Origin of the sequence: Paenibacillus sp. CR_12 (assembly GCF_041953985.1) — a bacterium.
Taxonomy (GTDB): Bacteria; Bacillota; Bacilli; order Paenibacillales; family Paenibacillaceae; genus Paenibacillus_AQ; species Paenibacillus_AQ lautus_A.
The window spans coordinates 1,792,917-1,811,230 of record NZ_JAVFHO010000002.1 but is presented as its reverse complement, the minus strand read 5'-3'; the positions used below and the strand labels follow the sequence as shown (position 1 = coordinate 1,811,230).

15 protein-coding genes and 1 pseudogene are annotated in these 18,314 nt (G+C 52.5%); 6 read left to right on the top strand and 10 right to left on the bottom strand.

Features of this window, described 5'->3' with window-relative positions:
• Nucleotides 1-279: 279 nt before the first annotated feature.
• From RB297_RS12080 to RB297_RS12070, 3 genes are all read right to left on the bottom strand, one after another.
• Nucleotides 280-1,077, bottom strand: coding sequence for an ABC transporter permease (locus RB297_RS12080; RefSeq protein ID WP_096776130.1), 798 nt, complete (start codon nucleotides 1,075-1,077; stop codon nucleotides 280-282).
• Nucleotides 1,074-1,958 carry an ATP-binding cassette domain-containing protein gene (locus tag RB297_RS12075; RefSeq protein WP_375120528.1) on the bottom strand — a complete coding sequence of 295 codons (885 nt, stop codon included), beginning with the start codon at nucleotides 1,956-1,958 and terminating at the stop codon, nucleotides 1,074-1,076. The genes RB297_RS12080 and RB297_RS12075 overlap by 4 nt, the downstream gene beginning before the upstream one ends.
• Nucleotides 1,959-2,184: 226 nt before the next feature.
• Nucleotides 2,185-3,534, bottom strand: a complete 1,350-nt coding sequence (locus RB297_RS12070; protein ID WP_375120527.1) for an alpha-L-fucosidase — start codon at nucleotides 3,532-3,534, stop codon at nucleotides 2,185-2,187.
• A gap of 119 nt (nucleotides 3,535-3,653) precedes the next feature.
• Here RB297_RS12070 and RB297_RS12065 point away from each other — a divergent pair, with 119 nt between their 5' ends.
• The gene (locus RB297_RS12065; RefSeq protein WP_015736793.1) at nucleotides 3,654-4,481 is read left to right on the top strand and encodes an AraC family transcriptional regulator; all 828 of its coding nucleotides are present in this window, start codon (nucleotides 3,654-3,656) and stop codon (nucleotides 4,479-4,481) included.
• A gap of 70 nt (nucleotides 4,482-4,551) precedes the next feature.
• Here the strand turns inward: RB297_RS12065 and RB297_RS12060 are convergent, their stop codons facing one another.
• The 3 genes from RB297_RS12060 to RB297_RS12050 form a co-directional block, all read right to left on the bottom strand.
• Nucleotides 4,552-4,854 carry a putative quinol monooxygenase gene (locus tag RB297_RS12060; protein WP_009591286.1) on the bottom strand — a complete coding sequence of 101 codons (303 nt, stop codon included), beginning with the start codon at nucleotides 4,852-4,854 and terminating at the stop codon, nucleotides 4,552-4,554.
• A gap of 5 nt (nucleotides 4,855-4,859) precedes the next feature.
• The gene (locus tag RB297_RS12055; protein ID WP_375120526.1) at nucleotides 4,860-5,852 is read right to left on the bottom strand and encodes a helix-turn-helix transcriptional regulator; all 993 of its coding nucleotides are present in this window, start codon (nucleotides 5,850-5,852) and stop codon (nucleotides 4,860-4,862) included.
• Nucleotides 5,853-5,915: 63 nt separating this feature from the next.
• Nucleotides 5,916-6,413 (bottom strand): DinB family protein, encoded by a 498-nt coding sequence (locus tag RB297_RS12050; RefSeq protein WP_015736790.1) that lies wholly within the window; start codon nucleotides 6,411-6,413, stop codon nucleotides 5,916-5,918.
• A 189-nt stretch (nucleotides 6,414-6,602) separates the two neighbouring features.
• Here RB297_RS12050 and RB297_RS12045 point away from each other — a divergent pair, with 189 nt between their 5' ends.
• Together RB297_RS12045 and RB297_RS12040 are read left to right on the top strand one after the other, a co-directional pair.
• The gene (locus tag RB297_RS12045) at nucleotides 6,603-7,538 is read left to right on the top strand and encodes an aminoglycoside phosphotransferase family protein (protein ID WP_375120525.1); all 936 of its coding nucleotides are present in this window, start codon (nucleotides 6,603-6,605) and stop codon (nucleotides 7,536-7,538) included.
• A gap of 73 nt (nucleotides 7,539-7,611) precedes the next feature.
• Nucleotides 7,612-7,983, top strand: coding sequence for a VOC family protein (locus RB297_RS12040; RefSeq protein WP_375120524.1), 372 nt, complete (start codon nucleotides 7,612-7,614; stop codon nucleotides 7,981-7,983).
• Nucleotides 7,984-8,190: 207 nt separating this feature from the next.
• Here RB297_RS12040 and RB297_RS12035 read toward each other — a convergent pair.
• From RB297_RS12035 to RB297_RS12020, 4 genes and pseudogenes are all read right to left on the bottom strand, one after another.
• Nucleotides 8,191-8,638, bottom strand: a pseudogene (locus tag RB297_RS12035) (MDR/zinc-dependent alcohol dehydrogenase-like family protein); the annotation flags it as partial.
• Nucleotides 8,639-9,348: 710 nt separating this feature from the next.
• Complete coding sequence (locus tag RB297_RS12030; RefSeq protein WP_036660112.1) at nucleotides 9,349-10,710, bottom strand: dipeptidase; 1,362 nt, start codon at nucleotides 10,708-10,710, stop codon at nucleotides 9,349-9,351.
• A 451-nt stretch (nucleotides 10,711-11,161) separates the two neighbouring features.
• A complete protein-coding gene (locus tag RB297_RS12025; protein ID WP_375120523.1) occupies nucleotides 11,162-12,049 on the bottom strand; it encodes a cupin domain-containing protein in 888 nt (295 codons plus the stop codon).
• A gap of 160 nt (nucleotides 12,050-12,209) precedes the next feature.
• Complete coding sequence (locus RB297_RS12020) at nucleotides 12,210-13,385, bottom strand: MFS transporter (RefSeq protein WP_375120522.1); 1,176 nt, start codon at nucleotides 13,383-13,385, stop codon at nucleotides 12,210-12,212.
• A gap of 199 nt (nucleotides 13,386-13,584) precedes the next feature.
• Here RB297_RS12020 and RB297_RS12015 point away from each other — a divergent pair, with 199 nt between their 5' ends.
• From RB297_RS12015 to RB297_RS12005, 3 genes are all read left to right on the top strand, one after another.
• Nucleotides 13,585-13,929 carry a winged helix-turn-helix transcriptional regulator gene (locus RB297_RS12015; RefSeq protein ID WP_375120521.1) on the top strand — a complete coding sequence of 115 codons (345 nt, stop codon included), beginning with the start codon at nucleotides 13,585-13,587 and terminating at the stop codon, nucleotides 13,927-13,929.
• A 152-nt stretch (nucleotides 13,930-14,081) separates the two neighbouring features.
• Nucleotides 14,082-16,355 (top strand): helix-turn-helix domain-containing protein, encoded by a 2,274-nt coding sequence (locus tag RB297_RS12010; protein ID WP_375120520.1) that lies wholly within the window; start codon nucleotides 14,082-14,084, stop codon nucleotides 16,353-16,355.
• Between the two features lie 334 nt (nucleotides 16,356-16,689).
• Nucleotides 16,690-18,306, top strand: coding sequence for an ABC transporter substrate-binding protein (locus RB297_RS12005; protein WP_375120519.1), 1,617 nt, complete (start codon nucleotides 16,690-16,692; stop codon nucleotides 18,304-18,306).
• Nucleotides 18,307-18,314: the final 8 nt, after the last annotated feature.

The window sequence follows — 18,314 nt, the reverse complement described above, 5'->3', positions numbered from 1 at the left end:
GGCCAAGTTACGGGGCTTGGTCGATCCAAAAAGTGCAGCAACAGCCGAGCAAAAAAAAACGATCCTCTCATGAGGATCGTTTTTTTTTGCTGATTGAGTCGGCCCAAGCCCGACTTGTTCAGCGCCTGGTTGGTTGGTATCGTTCCGGCCGGACTTTCATTAACGTTAGTTACGGGGGTACTGGTGGAATGACCGACTATGAGATAGGAAGGACACGGCAGCCTTTTGGAATCGGATGGAGTATCCTTCGCGCGCCCTTAGTAAAGCAGCCACCCGTATTTAGCGTCGTCCGGCTTTCCTCTTAAACGTCCACATGCTCCATACCATCGAGCCGATCAGGATGAACAGGCACCATCCGATCGCCCAGCCGATCTGATCCTGGATGGAGCCTCCCGTCAGTAATCCGCGAATGGATTCGATGACCGGCGTAATCGGCTGGTTGCTTGCGATCCCTTGCAGCCAAGCCGGCATCGTCTCGGTGGGAACGAAAGCACTGGAGAGGTAAGGGAGAAAGAGCAGGATGAATCCATAACTGCTGGCCGCTGCCGGACTGCCTGCAACGAGACCGATAGCGGCGTAGAGCCAGGTGAAGGCAAAGATGAAGAGCGCGATCAAGCCGATGGCGAGTATCCAATCCATAAGCCCTGCTGATGGCCTGAATCCAACGAGCAGAGCCACTGCGATAACAACGCCTGTCGCAAGCATGTTCCGGGCAAGGCTGGCGACCACATGCCCCGTGATGACACTCAAGCTTTGAATGGGCATCGTGCGGAAGCGGTCAATGATGCCATTGGTCATATCCTGGGAGACGTCGACGGCCGTGCTGGACGATCCGAAGCCGGCGCATAGCAGGATGATCCCCGGAACCACGTAGTTAACATACTGTCCGCTGGGATCGAGGGCACCGCCAAATACATAGGTGAACAGCAGCATCAGCATGATCGGCAGCACCATTGCCGTTATCATCGCCTCCGCGTTGCGGATGCTGTGACGCAGGCTGCGGCCGATAAAGACAGACTGGGTAACTGCTAAGGACGTTGTTTTTGTTTTCGTAGCCGTTGCCGTTGCTCTTATCATACAATTCCCTCCATTTTCTTGTCGGTAAGCGACAGGAATACATCATCCATATTGGGTCTGTGAAGACTTACGCGCGTCTCATTCGGGAGCAAGCGTATGAACTCCTGAAGCGTATGTGCGACGTCGCCGATGCTGCCGCTTGTCGGAATCCTGTGGATCACTTCGTCGCGTGCGTCGCGAAGCTCCAGCATTTCACCACCGACCCGGGTCTTCAGCTCGGCCGGACTACCTTCAGCCACGATTCGTCCCCCATCCAGAACCGCAATCCGGTCCGCGAGCTGGTCGGCTTCCTCCAAATACTGCGTGGTCAGCAGGATGGTGATGCCTTGGCTCTTCAATTGCAGGATGATATCCCACAGCGCACGGCGGCTGCGCGTATCAAGTCCTGTGGTCGGTTCATCGAGGAACAACACGGGCCGCGGTACGACAAGGCTGATCGCCAGATCAAGCCGTCTCTTCATCCCGCCGGAATACGTCTTCACGCGCTTGGCCGCCGCGGCCGCCAGATCGAAGTGCTCCAACAGCTCGGCGGTTCTCCGCCCGGCTTCCGCCGCGGATAGACCCGACAGCCTGCATATCATCCTGAGGTTTTCTTCGGCGGTCAGCACTTCGTCAACGGCCGCGAACTGGCCGGTCAGACTGATGGACTGCTGAACCTCCTGCTTGTGATCGCGGAGATCGAACCCGTTGATCCTCACGCTCCCGACATCGGGCGTCACCAACGTGGACAGGATGTGAATCAAGGTTGTTTTGCCGGCCCCATTAGGACCGAGAAGAGCAAATACGTTTCCTTGCGGCACGCTCAGGTCGATCCCGTCCAGAACGGTCTGGTGCCCAAAGCTTTTGCGAAGCTGACGAATTTCAACAGCATAGGTAATCATGAACCGAACATCTCCTTTAAATAATTGTGTATTATATAAACAGTTTAATTGATAATTAGTATATTGCATAAACAGTTATTGTGCAATACGATTTTTTTGCGTTTTGAAAACGGCATGATGATCTTGGGAGGACGAGGCGTCCGGACATAAAAAAGCCTGACGCGATGTAACGAAACATCGAGTCAGTCTCTTATAGGGATTAGTTCATGTATAAGCGATCTTATCGTTACGAACGATCCGATTCGTCATAAAGCTCCAGTTCAATGACGGTATTGCGTTTGTCGGGGAGCGGATAGGTAAAGTGTTCGGGACGCGCGAAGTTCACGAATGCGTCCTCGACGAATTCGGCCGCGCTCCATGGGCGGCTGAGGAACAATTCGTATCCGTCCGCGAGCAGCCGGGCCTTCTTCACTTTGTCGGCCATGCCGATGAGATTGATCGGTCCGATGGACTCCTCAAAGACGTGGGCATACAGTGTATTGCCTTTTTGGGTATAACGACCCCACTCCGGTTTCGGATAATCGGCAGCCGCGCAGCCATAGATGCTGTCTCCGTTCTTGCTCATCCAGTCGCCGATCTCCTCCAGCACGTCGAGGCTCTCCTTCGGGATGGAGCCTTTCGCGTCAGGACCGACGTTCAACAGCATGTTGCCGTTCTTGCTGACGCATTCCACCAGCTTGCGGATGATGGTGGTTGCCGATTTGTAATTGCGGTCAGCTGCGGCATAGCCCCAGTTGTTGTTCAGCGTAATACAGGCTTCCCATGGAATCGGGGCACCTGTCTGGTCCACAACCCCGTGCGGCGGAATGATCTGTTCCGGCGACGCGAAGTCGCCGCTGTATACGGACGGATCGGTGGTATAGATGCTGCCCCCGCTCTCGCCGCTTCCCTCCAGCCGATTGTCGATAAGAATGTGCGGCTGAAGCTCGCGGATCATTTTCATCAGCTCTGTGGCGCGCCACACCTCGCCGCGCATGTTATCATAAGAGAAGTCAAACCACATGATATCGAGTTTGCCGTAGCCTGTGAGCAGCTCACGCACTTGTCCATGCATGTAATCCAGGTATCGGTCGAAGTTTTTCGGATCGCGCTTGAAGGCTTCGTTCGCCCGCATCGGGTGAATCCGGTCTCCATAAGCCGGGTAGTCCTCATGATACCAGTCGATCAGCGAGAAATAGAGGCCGACTTTAAGGCCTTCTTCACGGAAAGCTTCCAGAAATTCCTGCACGAGATCCCGGCCGGCTTTGGTATTCGTTGACTTATATTCCGTCAGCTTGCTGTCGAACAAACAGAATCCGTCATGATGCTTGGCCGTCAGCACCGCATATTTCATGCCTGCTTTCTTGGCCGCTTTGGCCCACTCCCGAGGATTATAATCAACGGGATCAAATTCATCGAAATAGGCCTGATAGGCCTCGATGCTCATTTGTTCCGTGCTTCGGAGCCATTCGCCTCGGGCCGGGATGGAGTAAAGCCCCCAGTGAATGAACATGCCGAAACGGTCGTTCTGGAACCATTGCACGCGCTGGTTTCGATCATGGATGACTTGATTGGTTGGAGTGGTAGTCGTTGTCATGGATTCAAACCTCCGATTCTTGGAATTGTCGAGTTTGATTTTAACAAGAATGTGTTAGTATGAATAGATAATTACTTAACTCCGACGGGTATTATAATAACTTTAGAGGACAATTGAAGATGAAGAATGAACGAAATGAACATGAAGCCATTCAGCAGATGCTCCTGAACATGCAGGTTCAGATCTGGGAGGCCGAAAGAACGCAGTGCTGGCCGGAATGGAAGGAATTCGACTACACCGTGTCGTACAACAAGCTCTATTTTATCCTGGATGGGGAAGGGTGGGTGAAGATCGGCGATGAGGAGCTGTATCCCGTACCGGGTCAATTGGTTCTGATGCCGGCACGGACCCGGCAATCCTACTCTGTCATCAGCGGCCGTCCCTATCTGAAATACTGGTCTCACTTCTCGGCGACCGTGGGCGATTCCGATGTGTTTTCCTGGCTGAACGTGCCCCATTGCTACGATTTATCGGGGAACGCGGAGATGCCGGCATTATTCCAGCAGCTCGTCGATGCGCATCGTTCCGATACCCTCGCCGCGCGATTGAGGGAAAAGTCCGTGATGCTGGACATTCTCTCCCGCGTGTTCGAACACCAGCAGCCGCAGATTCATGCGGACAAAATGGAGGATATGGGCAGGCTCCACAAAGTGCAGCAGTACATCAAAAATCATCTGCATGAGGAAATTACGCTGGAGCAGATGGCGGGAACGCTGCATTTGCACCCGAATTATTTTATTAAGTATTTCAAACGGCATTTCGGAATCACGCCGCAAAAATATTTAAGCCTCAAACGGATGGAGCAGGCCAAACTCATGCTGAGGACGACGTCTCTAAGCATCAAGGAAATTGCGGATGCCACCGGCTTTGAATCGGCGAACTATTTCTCGAAAACCTTTCGGAAAGAGGTAGGCTACAGCCCCTCGGAATATCGTAACAATATATAGCAAAAAAGAGGCTGCTCCTGAATTTCGATTCGGGAACGGCCTCTTTTATTCCTAACCGGAATTGAATTGCCTAAAACCCTTTGCCTCCAAGCGGCTTAAGCCTGAGCGGCTCTGCGCCGGCAATCAGCGCCCGCCCGCGCTGCAGCAGCTCGGACGTATCCGCTCCCTGCAAGGAAGCGGCATGCGCGTCTTGGCTGCTCCACAATTCCGTGACCCATACGGCATTCGGATCGCTGTCCGAGACGTTGACGATATAAAGCTCACAGTCTTCGTTATCGCGAAGCATCGCGGCTGCTTCAAGCAGTATCTCCGCAAGTTCATCCCGTTTGCCCGGATGGGCGATCAGTTTCCCGTACATTGCAAATTTCTCCATGGATATCATCCTTCCTTTTTGGTCATGCCGATTAACATGCGTTCGTAATGGAGTGCTAGGCTTGTCGTGATCTCGGACAGTTTCAGGACGAGCGAAGCTGGCTCCAGAATGGTTAAAGCTTTGCCGTAGGGGAGAAGGAAGTAGGGCACATAGGACGTCAGCGAAGACGTGTCCAGCCCGAAACGAGCCTCGCCATCATGACGCGACACGAGGGTATGCCCAAACAACCAATGCTGGCTCAATTCATTCAGAACATGCTCGTGGGCTTGGATGACAACATCGACCAGGGGTTCCGTGCTGCGTGGATCCGGGAGAAGACTGCCAAGCAAGACATCCTTGGCAGAAAAATCAACGGGCCGCTCAAAGACCAGGTCTGTCGTCTCCAGACCGAGGATCCGGTCCACGCGAAAATTGCGAATCTCTTGGCGCAGACGGCAGTAGCCCGCAGCATACCATTGGCCTTTCCAATGGATAATGCCGTAGGGATCGAAGTCTCGGACGGTTCCGGAGCCTTCCCGGCCCTTCGAATACGTCATCTTCAGGGTTTGTCCCTGTGCCGCGGCATTCTCCAGCGTCTGCAGCAGCGGGCGAAGCCCGTCATGGACCGGAGGCTGCAAAACCGCGACGCCGCTGCTGTGCCGTTCGATCTGATGAAGCTGCTCCTCGTTCGTATAAAGCTTCAGCTTGCCGATCGCCCGCTCCAGCGCGTCCGTGAACGGATAGCCGGTTTCTTTGGCAAAAATCGAGGCATGCACCAAAGCCTTCTGCTCTTCCGCATCAAACATCAGCGGGGACTCGGCGAACGGTCCGAGAATCCGAAAGCCGCCGTTCGGCCCGGAATCGGCGATGATGGGCGCGCCGCTGGCGCATAACGAATCGATGCAGCGGTACACCGTTCGAACATGGATTTCCAGCTCATCGGCGATTTGCTGCGCGGTCATCTTTTTGCCCGAGCGAAGCATCCACAGGATCGACAGCATATTATCCGCTTTGGACATCAAAACGCGCTCCTTCCTTAGGGACGATCCCGACCGTTTACTTTTAAGTAGATTGTATCTTTTTTATACGAGCGGGTCCATGCCCTTGTCGATCCAGGAATCGTAGGTCGGACCGTAGAGCTCGGGAATCCGCAGGCCGGCTTGTCTCATCAGCACCGTCATCTGTCCGCGGTGATGCGCTTGATGAACCAGGGTAAAATGCAGGAATGCCGCATTGGTCCAGGGCTCTCCGTCGAATTCACGGGTAGCGCGAAGATCCTCCTCGCTCCACTGCGACTGAACCGCATCCAGAAGGGCATGCCGGATCCGGCGGTAGCTGTCGGTAATTTCGGCAGCCGAATCGGGAATTTTCTGCTCGCGGGACGGGCCCTCAAATTGCAAACCGAGCATGGTCATGTATTGAATCGACATGACCAAATGCCATGCCAGCTGACCGAGCGTGCGATGCTGCTCCGTCATGGCGGTTTTAAGCGAATCGTCGGTTAAAGCGTTCATGACTTGTTCCGTTATATGCGCCTCTTTTAACCATTCTGTCGTAAAATCCGCTTTGCTCATGTTCATGTGTTAACCCTCGCTTTGGTTTAGGATGTGTGCTGCAAAACGAGTATATTACATCATTCCTGACAGTTACGGTCAGTGATTATGGGCCAAAATAAAAAAATGGGATTGTATGCCCTAAGTATCCATCTTCATTTATAATGAATAAGGCTCAAGGATCGTTAAGGATTTTGGATACAGGAGGTGCATGGCATGCAGGAAGCGATTCGTGATATCCCGGGGGCTGATGGATGGATTGCCATTCAAGCGGTTGACAAGGGCTGGTCGGCAGATCGTAAATATTATATTCAGGATATGCAAGGCGAGGAGCGGCTCCTCCGGCTATCCGATATCTCTCAGTTCGAGAGGAAGAAATGGGAGTTTGAAACGGTTAAAAAGCTGGATCCCATCGAAATGCGAACGTCTCGCCCGATTGATTTTGGCGTCTGTCATGGTGGCCGGCAAGTGTATTCCCTGTTCACCTGGGTTCCGGGAGAAGATGCAAGGGAGGCGATTCCTTTGCTGGATTCAGAGGAGCAGTACCGGCTTGGCGTTCAGGCCGGCGCATATTTGAACAGGATGCATGGCGTTCCGGCCGACAGCGGATTGGATACGTGGGCGTCTTACTATAATTCAAAAATGGATCGATACATAAAAAATTATGAGAGCTGCGGCATCCGGCTTGCCGGCGCTGAGAACATCGTCCGATTTATGGAGGCGCACCGGTATTTGCTAGAAGAGCGTCCCGTTGCTTTTCAACATGGGGATTATCATGTCGGCAACATGGTGGTTACGCCTGAAGGGGAACTCGGCATCATTGATTTCAACCGGGCGGACTACGGTGATCCTTGGGAGGAGTTTAACCGGATTACGTGGGATGCCGCGATTAGCCCGTGGTTCGCTTCGGGTCGTATTCACGGATATTTCCAAGGACTAGAGGTGCCGGATTCATTTTTCAGATTAATGGCGCTTTATATCGCAAGCAATCAGATATCCTCCATTCATTGGGCCATCCCGTTCGGAGAGCAGGAAGTGGAGGTTATGATGAACCAGGCCCAAACCGTGCTGAATTGGTATGATGGATTCCGGACGCATGTGCCCAATTGGTATATAACGAATGCCGAGGTTATGGCAAATCGCCGCGAATAACAGCAATCCGGAAGAATTTAACCAAGCTGCTGCATGATACAATGGCAAAAAACCACAATGGAGGTTTGTACTCATGACATCAGCGGACATTCAGTTTATCGGCGGAAATAATGTTGCCATTAAAATTCCGAAGCACAAGTATGAGGAGACCGTGCATTTTTACAAAGAGGTTTTAAGGCTGCCATATTTGGGCTTCAGGGACGGGTCGCATGCTTTTCAGCACGGCCCGAATACCTTATGGCTGGATTGCATGCTCAACTATTCGCAGCAGGATGTTTGGCTCGAGGTCAACACGGAGGATCCGGAGGAGGCTGCCCGATATTTGAGAGAGCACCGGGTGGACCGCAGGGATGAGGTGGAGGTTTACGAGAACTCGCGGGGCTACTGGATATCGGATCCGTGCGGGACGATCATCCGGGTGAATCCCAGAAAAGCGAGTGAATAGACAGCCTACCCGGTAAATGTGGTTGCCGTTGACTACGCACCCCTTAGACGTGCGAAGTTATGTCGAAGCGCCTAACTCGCACCCGGCGAAATTTTAGGCTCACTCCCTAAATTCCATGAACCGGGACACAAAAAACCAAGCATCTCCTATCCAAGATAAAGGATGTGACAGGGAATGCTTGGTTTATCTTTTTTCTGTGGAATTACGCTACGGCTTTAGAACGACCTTGGTGCATTCGTCCTCGTGATCGCTGAATATCCGATAGGCATCGCTTGCCTAGTTCCAGAGGAAGCCGGTGGGAGATAATCTCCTTCGGATCAAATTCGCCGGCGGTGATCCTCTTGAACAGCTCCGGCATGTAATGAATAACGGGGGCCTGCCCCATGGTAAGGGTAATGTTTCGTTCAAAAATATGGCCGAGCGGGAACATATTATACAGCGAACCGTATACGCCGGTCAGCTGGACGGTGCCGAATTTGCGCACGGCCTGGATGGCGATATCAATCGCGCTCAATGTTCCGCCCTGGAGCTTCAGCTTTTGGCCGATGGCTTCCATCGTCGACTTCTTCCCGTCCATGCCGACGCAGTCGATCACGATATCCGTGCCGCCTTTGGTAATCTCTCGAATGTATTCGCCCATATCGTCATATTCTTCAGGCGCCCTGCACCCTGTTCGAACGGTACGTGGTCCGAGACATGTAACGGCTGTCTACCATATTGTATACTTCGGGATTTAGCGGACACAGGATACGTTATTTGCTCTGATAAGAGCTAAACTTTGATGCTTGCGGACATGAGGTCCGTTAATTGCATAAAAAGTCCGTTTTTTGGCGGCGAAAGGGTTAAATAACGGAACTGGTGTCCGTTGCACTTAGAGAATGGCCTGATTTGTGGTAAATAACGGATCTGTAGTCCGATGGGTATGGGGATAACGGCGCTTGTTTGGCGTGGGAACCGCATGTGATGGGAAGAAGCTACCTGTTTAGAATGGAAACCACAAGTGTGTTGAAGAAACTGCCTGTTGGTGTGGAAACCACATGCGTGGTGAAGAGCTGTCTGTTGGTAGGGAAACCACCGCATACATAGGACCGGCAACCATTTAATATGGCACCGTCTGATTGGGGATTTGCAGGTGTTTAGTCGCGTAGACACGTCCATGGCCGTTTTTCGTCGGTAAATCGAGGCTCCCGCGCCAATAACCGGCTTAAGAATGGCAAGTGGCTCTCACGCCAATGGCCGGCTTAATAATGGCAAGGGACTCTCACTAAAACAAAAGAACGCGTATTGGAAGGGATTCAATTATCCCGCCATACGCGTTCTTATTTAGGATGTTACTATGTTACTTTCGGATTGTCGGCGTCACCGTTACACCAGCTTCAAATATTCTACGATCGTCAGCAAGCCTTTATCGAAATTCTCCAAATTAAAATGCTCGTTCGGCGCATGCAGATTCTCGTCCGGCAAGCCGAAGCCCATCATGACGGCAGGGGCGTTCAGCGTGCTGGACAGCTTCTCCACGATCGGAATCGATCCTCCGTCTTTCGTGAACAGTGCACGCGTGCCGTACACGTTCTCGAAGGCGTCTGCGGCTTTTTGCAGCATCGGATGGGACGGATCGATATTGAAGGCGAATGCCTTTTCCTTCGGCTGGAAGGTGATCTTGGCTCCGACCGGGGTGTGCGCATGCAGATGCTTCTCGATCGCGTCAAGAACAGCCTGCGGATCCTGATCGGCGACCAAGCGGCAGGTGATTTTCGCATGGGCTTCCTTCGGAATGACCGTTTTGCTGCCTTCTCCCTGGAACCCGCCGTATACGCCGTTCAGCTCAAGGGTCGGCCGCGCTCCCACGCGTTCAACGAAGGAGAAGCCTTCTTCGCCGTACAAGGAATCAAGGCCGAGGTCCCGCTTCAGTTTATCCTCGTCGAACTCCTGCTTGGCAAATTCCTCGCGCATTTCGGGCGACAGTTCGAGTACGCCGTCATAAAAGCCTTCAACCGCGACGCGGCCCTGCTCGTCATGGAGCGAGGAGAGCAAGGACACCATTGCGTGCAGGGCGTTCGGCACGCCGCCGCCGTATGTACCGGAATGAAGATCGGTGTTGGCTGTTTCCAGGGACAATTCCAGCGAGCACAGCCCGCGAAGGCCCGTGGAAATGGCCGGTTTGCCAGGCGCGAGCAGGGATGTATCCGAGATCACGATGGCATCTGCCGCCAGCTTGTCCTTGTTGTTGTCAAGGTAGAGCGGCAGGTTGGGGCTGGATACCTCTTCCTCGCCTTCAATGCAGAATTTGATGTTGACCGGAAGCTCCTTCTCTTGCTTCAAAATGGCTTCGACTGCTTTGACATGCAGGAAGAGCTGGCCTTTGTCGTCCGTTGCTCCGCGCGCGTACAATTTGCCGTTGCGGACAGCCGGCTCGAACGGCGGCGTCTCCCATAGATGAAGCGGATCTACGGGCTGAACGTCATAGTGGCCGTAAACGAGCACGGTCGGCTTGCCTTCGGCATGCAGGTAGTCTGCCGTAATAATCGGATGCCCGGCCGTCTGGTGAACCTCCACATGCTCAAGTCCCGCTTCGGTCAGCTTGCCTGCGAGCCACTCGGCAGCCTTGGCGACATCGCCTTTGTGCTCGGACAAGGCGGAAATGCTCGGAATGGACAACCATTCCTTCAATTCATTCAGATGGGTTTCGCGGTGTTCAGCGAAATACGCTTTATAATCAACGCTCATGAATATGGATCCTCCTTCGATTTACATTGGCATTCGAAAAGATGCCGTATCTTACTATTCTAACCGTTTTTCGGAGAATACGAAATACAGCCGGATCAAATCGGAAACCTGTCTTGAATCTAATCGGGCAGCTGTCATGCAAAATTGTCCAAAAGGTTCTCCAGAACATGCGCAGTGCCGGACTGATCAGCTTTTGCGGTGTCGAACCGCATAAATCCGGCGTTCAGGCACCCAGGACGGAATAGGCAGTGTATGCAGCTTTCCCTCTGCAACACACCTCTTGTATCGCGGCTTCCGCAATCATGCCGTATCCCAGCCGGAAGCTGAGAATAACGGGAGCATCCGGTCTTCCTAAATCATATAATTCCATATTAAAAAGAAATACGCAGCATCATGACGAATCATGATGCTGCGTATTTCAATGGATGACCCTCCATCACCGAAGGGCTAATCAGAATTTATCCCAGCCGTTTCCAATTAGCTGGCGCTGCAGGAATGGCAACTGCTGCTGTTGTTGGATGAACTGCTGACGCTGTTGTTCATGTAATTGCTGTTGCGAACGGAACTGCTCTTGTGCTTGAGTTGGGGTTCGCTGCGGTTCAGCAGCATACGTTCCATGCTGCGTTTGATCCTTCGCATTGAAATGCTGCTGGAACAACTGCTGCCGTTGCTGGAATTGCTGTTGCTGCTGCTGCTGAAGAAGCTCATAATCTCGATGGCCAGGCGCTCCTTGATGATAATAGTGCTGATTAAGATGAGATGCGTGAGGCTGATGTTTCATTTGTCCTTGCACTGGCCCTTGCTGCGGGCAGTTTTTTGGCGGCCCGATGACAACCGTGTCGGTGATCGGCGCCAAGGTCTCTTTGACTTTGGCTTCATCCAGGCAGTAGGTGTGAGCGAACACGCTGGCCGGCGTCAATCTCAAGAGATCCGAACCTCCAATGAATTCAGGCACCGGCGCGTCAAAGACCGCGATCAGATGCGTATTGTCGACCGTCGCCATTTCATAATGCCACCAGCCTTGGGGCACGAGCGCAACTTGACCGGGCGTTACCGTGAAGTTCAGCAGCTCTTTCGTAAACGGATTGACAAGGGAAACGATGGCTGAGCCGGAAACGACATATACCAGCTCCGATGCATTTTGATGGATATGCGGCTCCACTACGTTTCCGGTACTGAGATATATATCCAGCAGGGAAGCGTTGCCGAGCGTGTTCAATTCTTTTACGGAGAGAGAATTGATGTAATTCTGACTATCTTTTTTGAAAAACGGATTATTGCTCATATCGTAAGTAAACCGAACGGACGGCGAGGTGAAATCCATATAAGAGACTGCCACTGTGACTCCTGCCCTTCATCATGTAGTAGGCGTTGACCCATAACATACGTTATGCCTATGGGCAAACATCCGTGAGCCCATTTTTAAGAATCAGCAGGATGCAAGCCGCCCGTTGACAGGGCGGCTTGCGTTAAACACTCATAGGGTGGAGCTGGCGAGGTCAGGCCGATTTCGGGATGGAAACCGGCGACTTCCTTCCGGCCGAGAAGCTGACCAATCCTGCCGCCAAGCCAAGCGCGAGCACGATTCCCCCGAGCCATGGATGGTATTGAAGCGTGGATGACGTATTGACCATGAAGCCTCCTGCACCCGCTCCTGCGGCTAACCCCAGATGGACAATGGAGGTGTTTATGCTGAGAACCAGATTGGAAGAACCCGGTGCCTGCTGGATAAAATAGCTCTGGACCGCCGGGCCCGCCGCAAACATGGACATCACCATGACTCCCATCAGCGATAGTCCCATGACCGATTGACCGGCGAGCAGCGGAAGCAGCGCAAATACCGCAATATGAACGAGCGTGCTGAGGACAATTACCTTCCCCGCCCCAAAACGGTCGACGCCATAACCGCCGAGCCTGGAGCCGATGGCTCCCAATAGGCCAAAGCCGAGCATAATGATGCTGATGCCGGACGGCGCGATGCGAAAAATATCCTGGATAAACGCCGTCACATACGTGAACAGTACCGAGTTGCCCGATTCCCGGAAGAACGTAAGCAGCAGGGCGCTGACGATAACGAGACTTCCCAGCACTTTGAATTGCTGGCGGAAGGGAACGGGGGCATCCCCTTGAACATCCGGCAGGAGCCTGATAAGGACAAAGGCGACCAACAGACTGAGCAGAGCCAGCAGCAGAAAAATGGACTGCCAGTTCAGCAGATTCGTGATCCATATGCCGATCGGAACGCCCAGCACCATGGCGCTACTGAAACCCAGCACGATGGTGCCGATCGCACGGCCTAACGTTGCCGGTGGCACCATTTTGGCTGCGGTACCCATTGCGGCAACGAGATAGACGCCTGAGCTTACGCCCAGAATGACACGGGAAGCCATGAGCGTCCATACCCCGGTGCTAAAAAAAGAAACAAGACTGCCGGCAATGAATAGCAGAAGCGAGCCGAGCAGCACCTTTTTTCGATTGATTCGAGCGGTAAGCGAGACCAGAAACGGTGTTCCGATCGCAAAAGCAAGCGAATAGGCGGTAATCAGCTGGCCGGCAAAAGCCAAGGAAATATGAAGATCGTCAGCAATCGCGTACAGAATACCCGAGACGACCAGTTCCGAAGTAGCGGTAAGAAAAACCCCGAGCGCCAATAAATATATCGTATATCGATTCATATCCATTATCCTTTCCGTTGGGAGATCGATATCCTCAATCGGATCATGGCTAGCACATGCCGTTTCGGATAGTAAAGCATGAAATCTCTTTGTGTTTGTATTATAAGCAGCGCGCATATATGATGTAAGAAGGCAAAGTATTTGGATATTATCCAGTCATTTTGACTAACTTACGATTAGTTAGTGATGGGGTGAGGCAATGGAGCCGGTTAAAGAAGACTTTCAGGAAAAGCCAGGGTTCAATCATATCTGCTCAGTGCTGCAAATTCTTGGAGCCAAATGGGCGTTCCTTGTCATCGCGCAATTAGCCCAAGGACCGAAACGGTTTAATCAGCTTCACCGGGATGCAGCCATCATCAAGACGCAATCCTTGACGGATGTCCTGCGCCATTTGGAAAGCAGCGGCATCGTGAGACGCGAGGTATTCCCTACCGTTCCGGTCACCGTGGAGTATTCATTGACCGAGAAGGGGATGGACTTCCTGGCTTCTTTGAAGGAGATGGAGAAGTGGGCCGAAAAATGGGGAGTGGAACAATCCTCCTGACGTTCCCGCTGCCACCAAAATGGTATGATATCAGAAAACTCATTTCCGACGCGTATACAGCGGAAATGAGTTTTCTTTTTTTTGAAAATTTCGTATTCTTATAGATAACATTTTCGAAAATGGGAATGAAGTGATAGGGAGGTGGTTGCCGTTTGCGAATCCATAAGATTAACCTGCTGACCAAGTTGTTGATTTCCTATTTGCTCGTGCTGATGTTTCCCGTGATCGTCATCCTGTGTTATTACTATCCCTATTCGGCGGACGTTGTGAAAGAGAAGGAAATGGACTGGAATGCGCATATTACGGAGCAGTTCATGACATCGATGGATACGTTTACCCGGTATGTATACAATTTGCCGTTCGAGCTGGTGCAGAATCGGGAATTCAAGATGTACAAGGCCGAGGAAAGCGACTACCAGCGTGTCCTCATTGCCAATGAGATGAAAAAATACAATGCAACCGATGCATTTATTTACAACACCTTGCTGTATGTAAAGAACATCGGTTATTTGTTTTCCAAAACTGGAAGCGCATACAGTTTGGACGACCTGTCCATTCCGGGCGTCGGTTACTACTATGAAAACTGGGCCGGCGAAGATATGATCCAGACCTTGAATGATCTCGAGTCTCCCGTCGTCAGGCCTGTTGAGAACGTGATTGTGCCCGGCAATAACCGGGTTCGAATGCTGACCTTCGTGCAGCCGCTGCCGGTAGGAGGCACGAATTCCCCCGGAGCCGTCATGATCATGGTAAGGGAAGATACGATCGTCCGGATGATGAAGTCCGTCTCGGAAACCTATAGCGGCGATTTTTTTGTGTTTGACGGCCAGGGAAGGCGATTGGTATCTTCCCATGATACGTCATACCAATCCTCCGATGACTTCCGGAAGCTTGTGCAGGGCATAGGGGATGAGACATCTTCCTCTTCGGGCATTTATGCGATCAGCGGATCGGATTATCTGGTATCGTCCTCGGTTTCGGACAAGAATGGATGGAAATACGTGAGCCTGCTGCCGGTATCCTCATCCCTTCAGGGCATTCGGACGATTCAGTTGAATACGGCCATCCTGGTCGGCCTGATCCTGCTGCTTGAAGTGTTTATCATCTATATATCGATCCGGAACAACTATCAGCCGATTCGCCGTCTGGTTGATCTTGCCGTTCAAGTCTTCGAACCGCGGGACCGCAAGCCCATGAACGAGATCGATACGATCAAATATACGCTGGAGGAGCTTTCGATGGCCAACAGCAAGCTTGACGAGCATGTGAAGGGATCGCTGCCGATTATGCGGGATAACCTGCTGTTTGAACTGGTGAGCGGACATCTTGCAGGCTGGGATGATTTCGAACGGGAAGCAAGAAAGGTCGGCCTCCGGTTTCAGCATGATTGCTTCTCGGTTGCCGTACTATGCTGCGAAGCGGATGGAGCAGAGATGGAGAAGATATTGGATTACTGCCGGCGCTATGAAGGACGGCTGCCGGAGGATATCCAAGGTTATTTCTTTAAAAGCATCTATCCGCAGGAATTGATTCTGGTGTGCTCCCATGCGGAGAATGTCCCGCTCACATCCTGCCTAGAACGGATGCAGGATGAAATATTGGAGCACACGGGCCGGCGAACGGTGATCGGCATCGGCAAGCCTGGCGAAGCCCCGTCTCCGCAGGACCTCCATCTCTCATATCTGCAGGCACTCCGAACGGCGGAGTTTCTGCGCATCCGAAAGACCGACGCCGTGCTGGTCTTTGATAACATCGGGATTCCCCAGACCGGAGCCGTCTCCTATTATGCCGAAATCCTGCAATCCCTCGAGCTTGCGATCCTCAAGAATGATGCAGCCATGCTGGCCTCTCTAGCAGAGAGAATGATCGGTTACCTAAGCAATGACAGCCTGCCGCCACATATGATTCAGAGCGTGTATCTCAATACCGTTACCGTCATCTTCAACGGCCTCCAGCGGTTCCGTCATGACGATCAGAGCCTGCTGCGGCTTACGGATGCGGCATTTAACCATCGTTATACGCTGGAACAGATGATCGGGATCATAAGGGAAAGCTATGCCAAGCTGTGCGATATGATCAAGGAAACCCTCCCCGTTTCCCGGGCGGCAACCCAGGATGAGATCCTGTCCCTGATTGCGGAGAAAGGGATGGATCCGAACTGTTCGCTGCAGATGATGGCCGATTATTTTGATATGTCGGTCTCCAACTTCAGCCATCACTTCAAAAAAACGATGGGGCAAAATTTCAAAGAGCATATCGATCAGCTTCGGATCCAGAAATCCATTCAGCTTCTGCGGGACAGCGAGGAGACGCTCGAAGCCATCTCCCAACAGGTCGGGTACACCAATACCTCGAGTTTTATCCGATCCTTCAAAAAAATGGTGGGCACGACGCCGGGGCAATATCGAAATACGCATAAAGCTTAAAACGAAAGACCGCTGATGCCGATGACAAGGCCGATTACAGCGGTCTTTTATAAACCTGCTTGCTTAGAAGCCATTCCTAGGCAGCTGTTTCACAGGCTAAGACGTTTCAATTTTTGAACATATACAAAATTTGAATTCCAAGCGCCGGTTTGCAATGGATGCGTTTACATTTATGGGATGATAGGCGCCTTCAAAAAATGAGGATGCCTGAAAAACTGTCCGTTTACGGTGCCCGCCGCCTTCATTTAGAGTGAAAACTGTCCCAAGGCAAGGCCGACTCAAGGCCGTATACCCCCATGGACCAGACCAACAAACGAAACCAGGAGGTAATGGAATGAAGAAAAGGGTAAACGTTTTCATCTCGCTTGTCGCCATGACGGCCATGTTGTTAACAGGCTGCAGCGGGGCCGGAGACGGCCAGAACGACTCGGCGGAGACTCCCGGAGACCAAACCGGCAGCAAAGTAAAGCTTACCGCCATCATTACCAAGCACCCGCTCACGAAGCCGCTGGCCGAAATGGAGTGGCTGCAAAAGGTTGAGGAGACGGCGGGCGTGGACATCGAATGGCAGGAGATTACCGCGGATTGGGGACAGAAGAAAGGGACGATGCTGGCCAGCGGCGATATTCCGGATCTGTTCATCGGGCCGAACGTCATTACGGATGCAGACTTTGCGCAATTCCAGGGTTTGTTCCAGGATCTATCCGGCATGCTGGAGCAGGCGCCCAACGTACAGAACATGTTTAATGAAAAACCGGATACGAAAATAATCGCCACGCAGTCGGACGGCAAAATCTACGGTCTCCCGAAATATCAGCGGTTCTGGCCCGCTACCGCCAGCAGGCAGTTCATTAACCAGCAGTGGCTGGATCACCTCGGTCTGAGCATGCCGACCACATGGGATGAGCTGTATGAAGTCCTGGTGGCTTTCAAAGAGAAGGATGCCAACGGCAACGGCGATCCGAATGACGAGATTCCGATGGATTGGCCGGGAGGCATCGGCGGATATTTTAACCCCGCGGTGCTCCTGGGCAGCATGGGCATTACGCTGACGGACGGCAGCGGACAAGGTTATTTCGTGGAAGACGGTCAGGTGAAGAACTTCCTGACGGATGAACGGTACAAAACGATGGTCGCGTTTCTGAATAAATTGTACAAGGCGGGTCTGGTCAACCCGGAAGTGTTCACGCATGATTATACGAAATTTCAATCCATCGCGCGCGGGGAAGGGGATACGGCCAAGGTCGGCTTTACCTGGGGATGGGTGGCGTCCGACCGCTTCGGCGAGCAGCTGGCACCGCAGTACGCTTCCATGCCGCCGATGAAGGCATCGGCAGATTATGCAGGGAAGCTGTCCTGGAGCTATGATCATTACTCCCTGAATTACGGCACCAACCATATCGTCATGTCCGCCAAGACCAAGAACAAAGAAGCGGCCATGAAATTCATCAACGAGCTTTATGCGCCCGAGGTGGGCATGCAGGTGCTGTTCGGGTCCCTCGGACCGAACATTAAAGATAACGGAGACGGTACATATGCCGTTCTGCCTCCGGCCGATGCCAAGATGGATCCGGGCACGTGGAAATGGACCTCGACGATGGCGGACCACGGCGCATTTTATATTCCCGATACCTTAAAGCTGACGCTTGGCACCGATATGCAGGAGGTGCTGGGTCAATCGGAGCCGCTGGAGGCGGCCTTGGAGGTGGATCCCGATAAAGACGTGTTCCCCGGCATGTTCATCAAGTATTCCACCATGGACAATAACGCCATGAGCCTGAACAATACGAACGTAATGAATCTGGCGGAATCCAGCTTTGCGAAATGGGTCACCAAGGGCGGCGTGGAAGCCGAATGGGACGCGTATATCAAGGAAAGCGAGAAGGCAGGCCTGAAGCAGAATCTTGAGATTATGCAAAAATATTACGACGATTACATGAATCAAAACTAGGAGGGAGG

Coding starts and splice junctions, on each gene's coding strand:
- RB297_RS12015 (WP_375120521.1), top strand. CDS start 13,585: ATGGAGCCGGTTAAAGAAGACTTTCAGGAAAAGCCAGGGTTCAATCAT.
- RB297_RS12080 (WP_096776130.1), bottom strand. CDS start 1,077: ATGATAAGAGCAACGGCAACGGCTACGAAAACAAAAACAACGTCCTTA.
- RB297_RS12070 (WP_375120527.1), bottom strand. CDS start 3,534: ATGACAACGACTACCACTCCAACCAATCAAGTCATCCATGATCGAAAC.
- RB297_RS12040 (WP_375120524.1), top strand. CDS start 7,612: ATGACATCAGCGGACATTCAGTTTATCGGCGGAAATAATGTTGCCATT.
- RB297_RS12055 (WP_375120526.1), bottom strand. CDS start 5,852: ATGTCCAAAGCGGATAATATGCTGTCGATCCTGTGGATGCTTCGCTCG.
- RB297_RS12075 (WP_375120528.1), bottom strand. CDS start 1,958: ATGATTACCTATGCTGTTGAAATTCGTCAGCTTCGCAAAAGCTTTGGG.
- RB297_RS12065 (WP_015736793.1), top strand. CDS start 3,654: ATGAAGAATGAACGAAATGAACATGAAGCCATTCAGCAGATGCTCCTG.
- RB297_RS12060 (WP_009591286.1), bottom strand. CDS start 4,854: ATGGAGAAATTTGCAATGTACGGGAAACTGATCGCCCATCCGGGCAAA.
- RB297_RS12050 (WP_015736790.1), bottom strand. CDS start 6,413: ATGAACATGAGCAAAGCGGATTTTACGACAGAATGGTTAAAAGAGGCG.
- RB297_RS12020 (WP_375120522.1), bottom strand. CDS start 13,385: ATGAATCGATATACGATATATTTATTGGCGCTCGGGGTTTTTCTTACC.
- RB297_RS12045 (WP_375120525.1), top strand. CDS start 6,603: ATGCAGGAAGCGATTCGTGATATCCCGGGGGCTGATGGATGGATTGCC.
- RB297_RS12030 (WP_036660112.1), bottom strand. CDS start 10,710: ATGAGCGTTGATTATAAAGCGTATTTCGCTGAACACCGCGAAACCCAT.
- RB297_RS12005 (WP_375120519.1), top strand. CDS start 16,690: ATGAAGAAAAGGGTAAACGTTTTCATCTCGCTTGTCGCCATGACGGCC.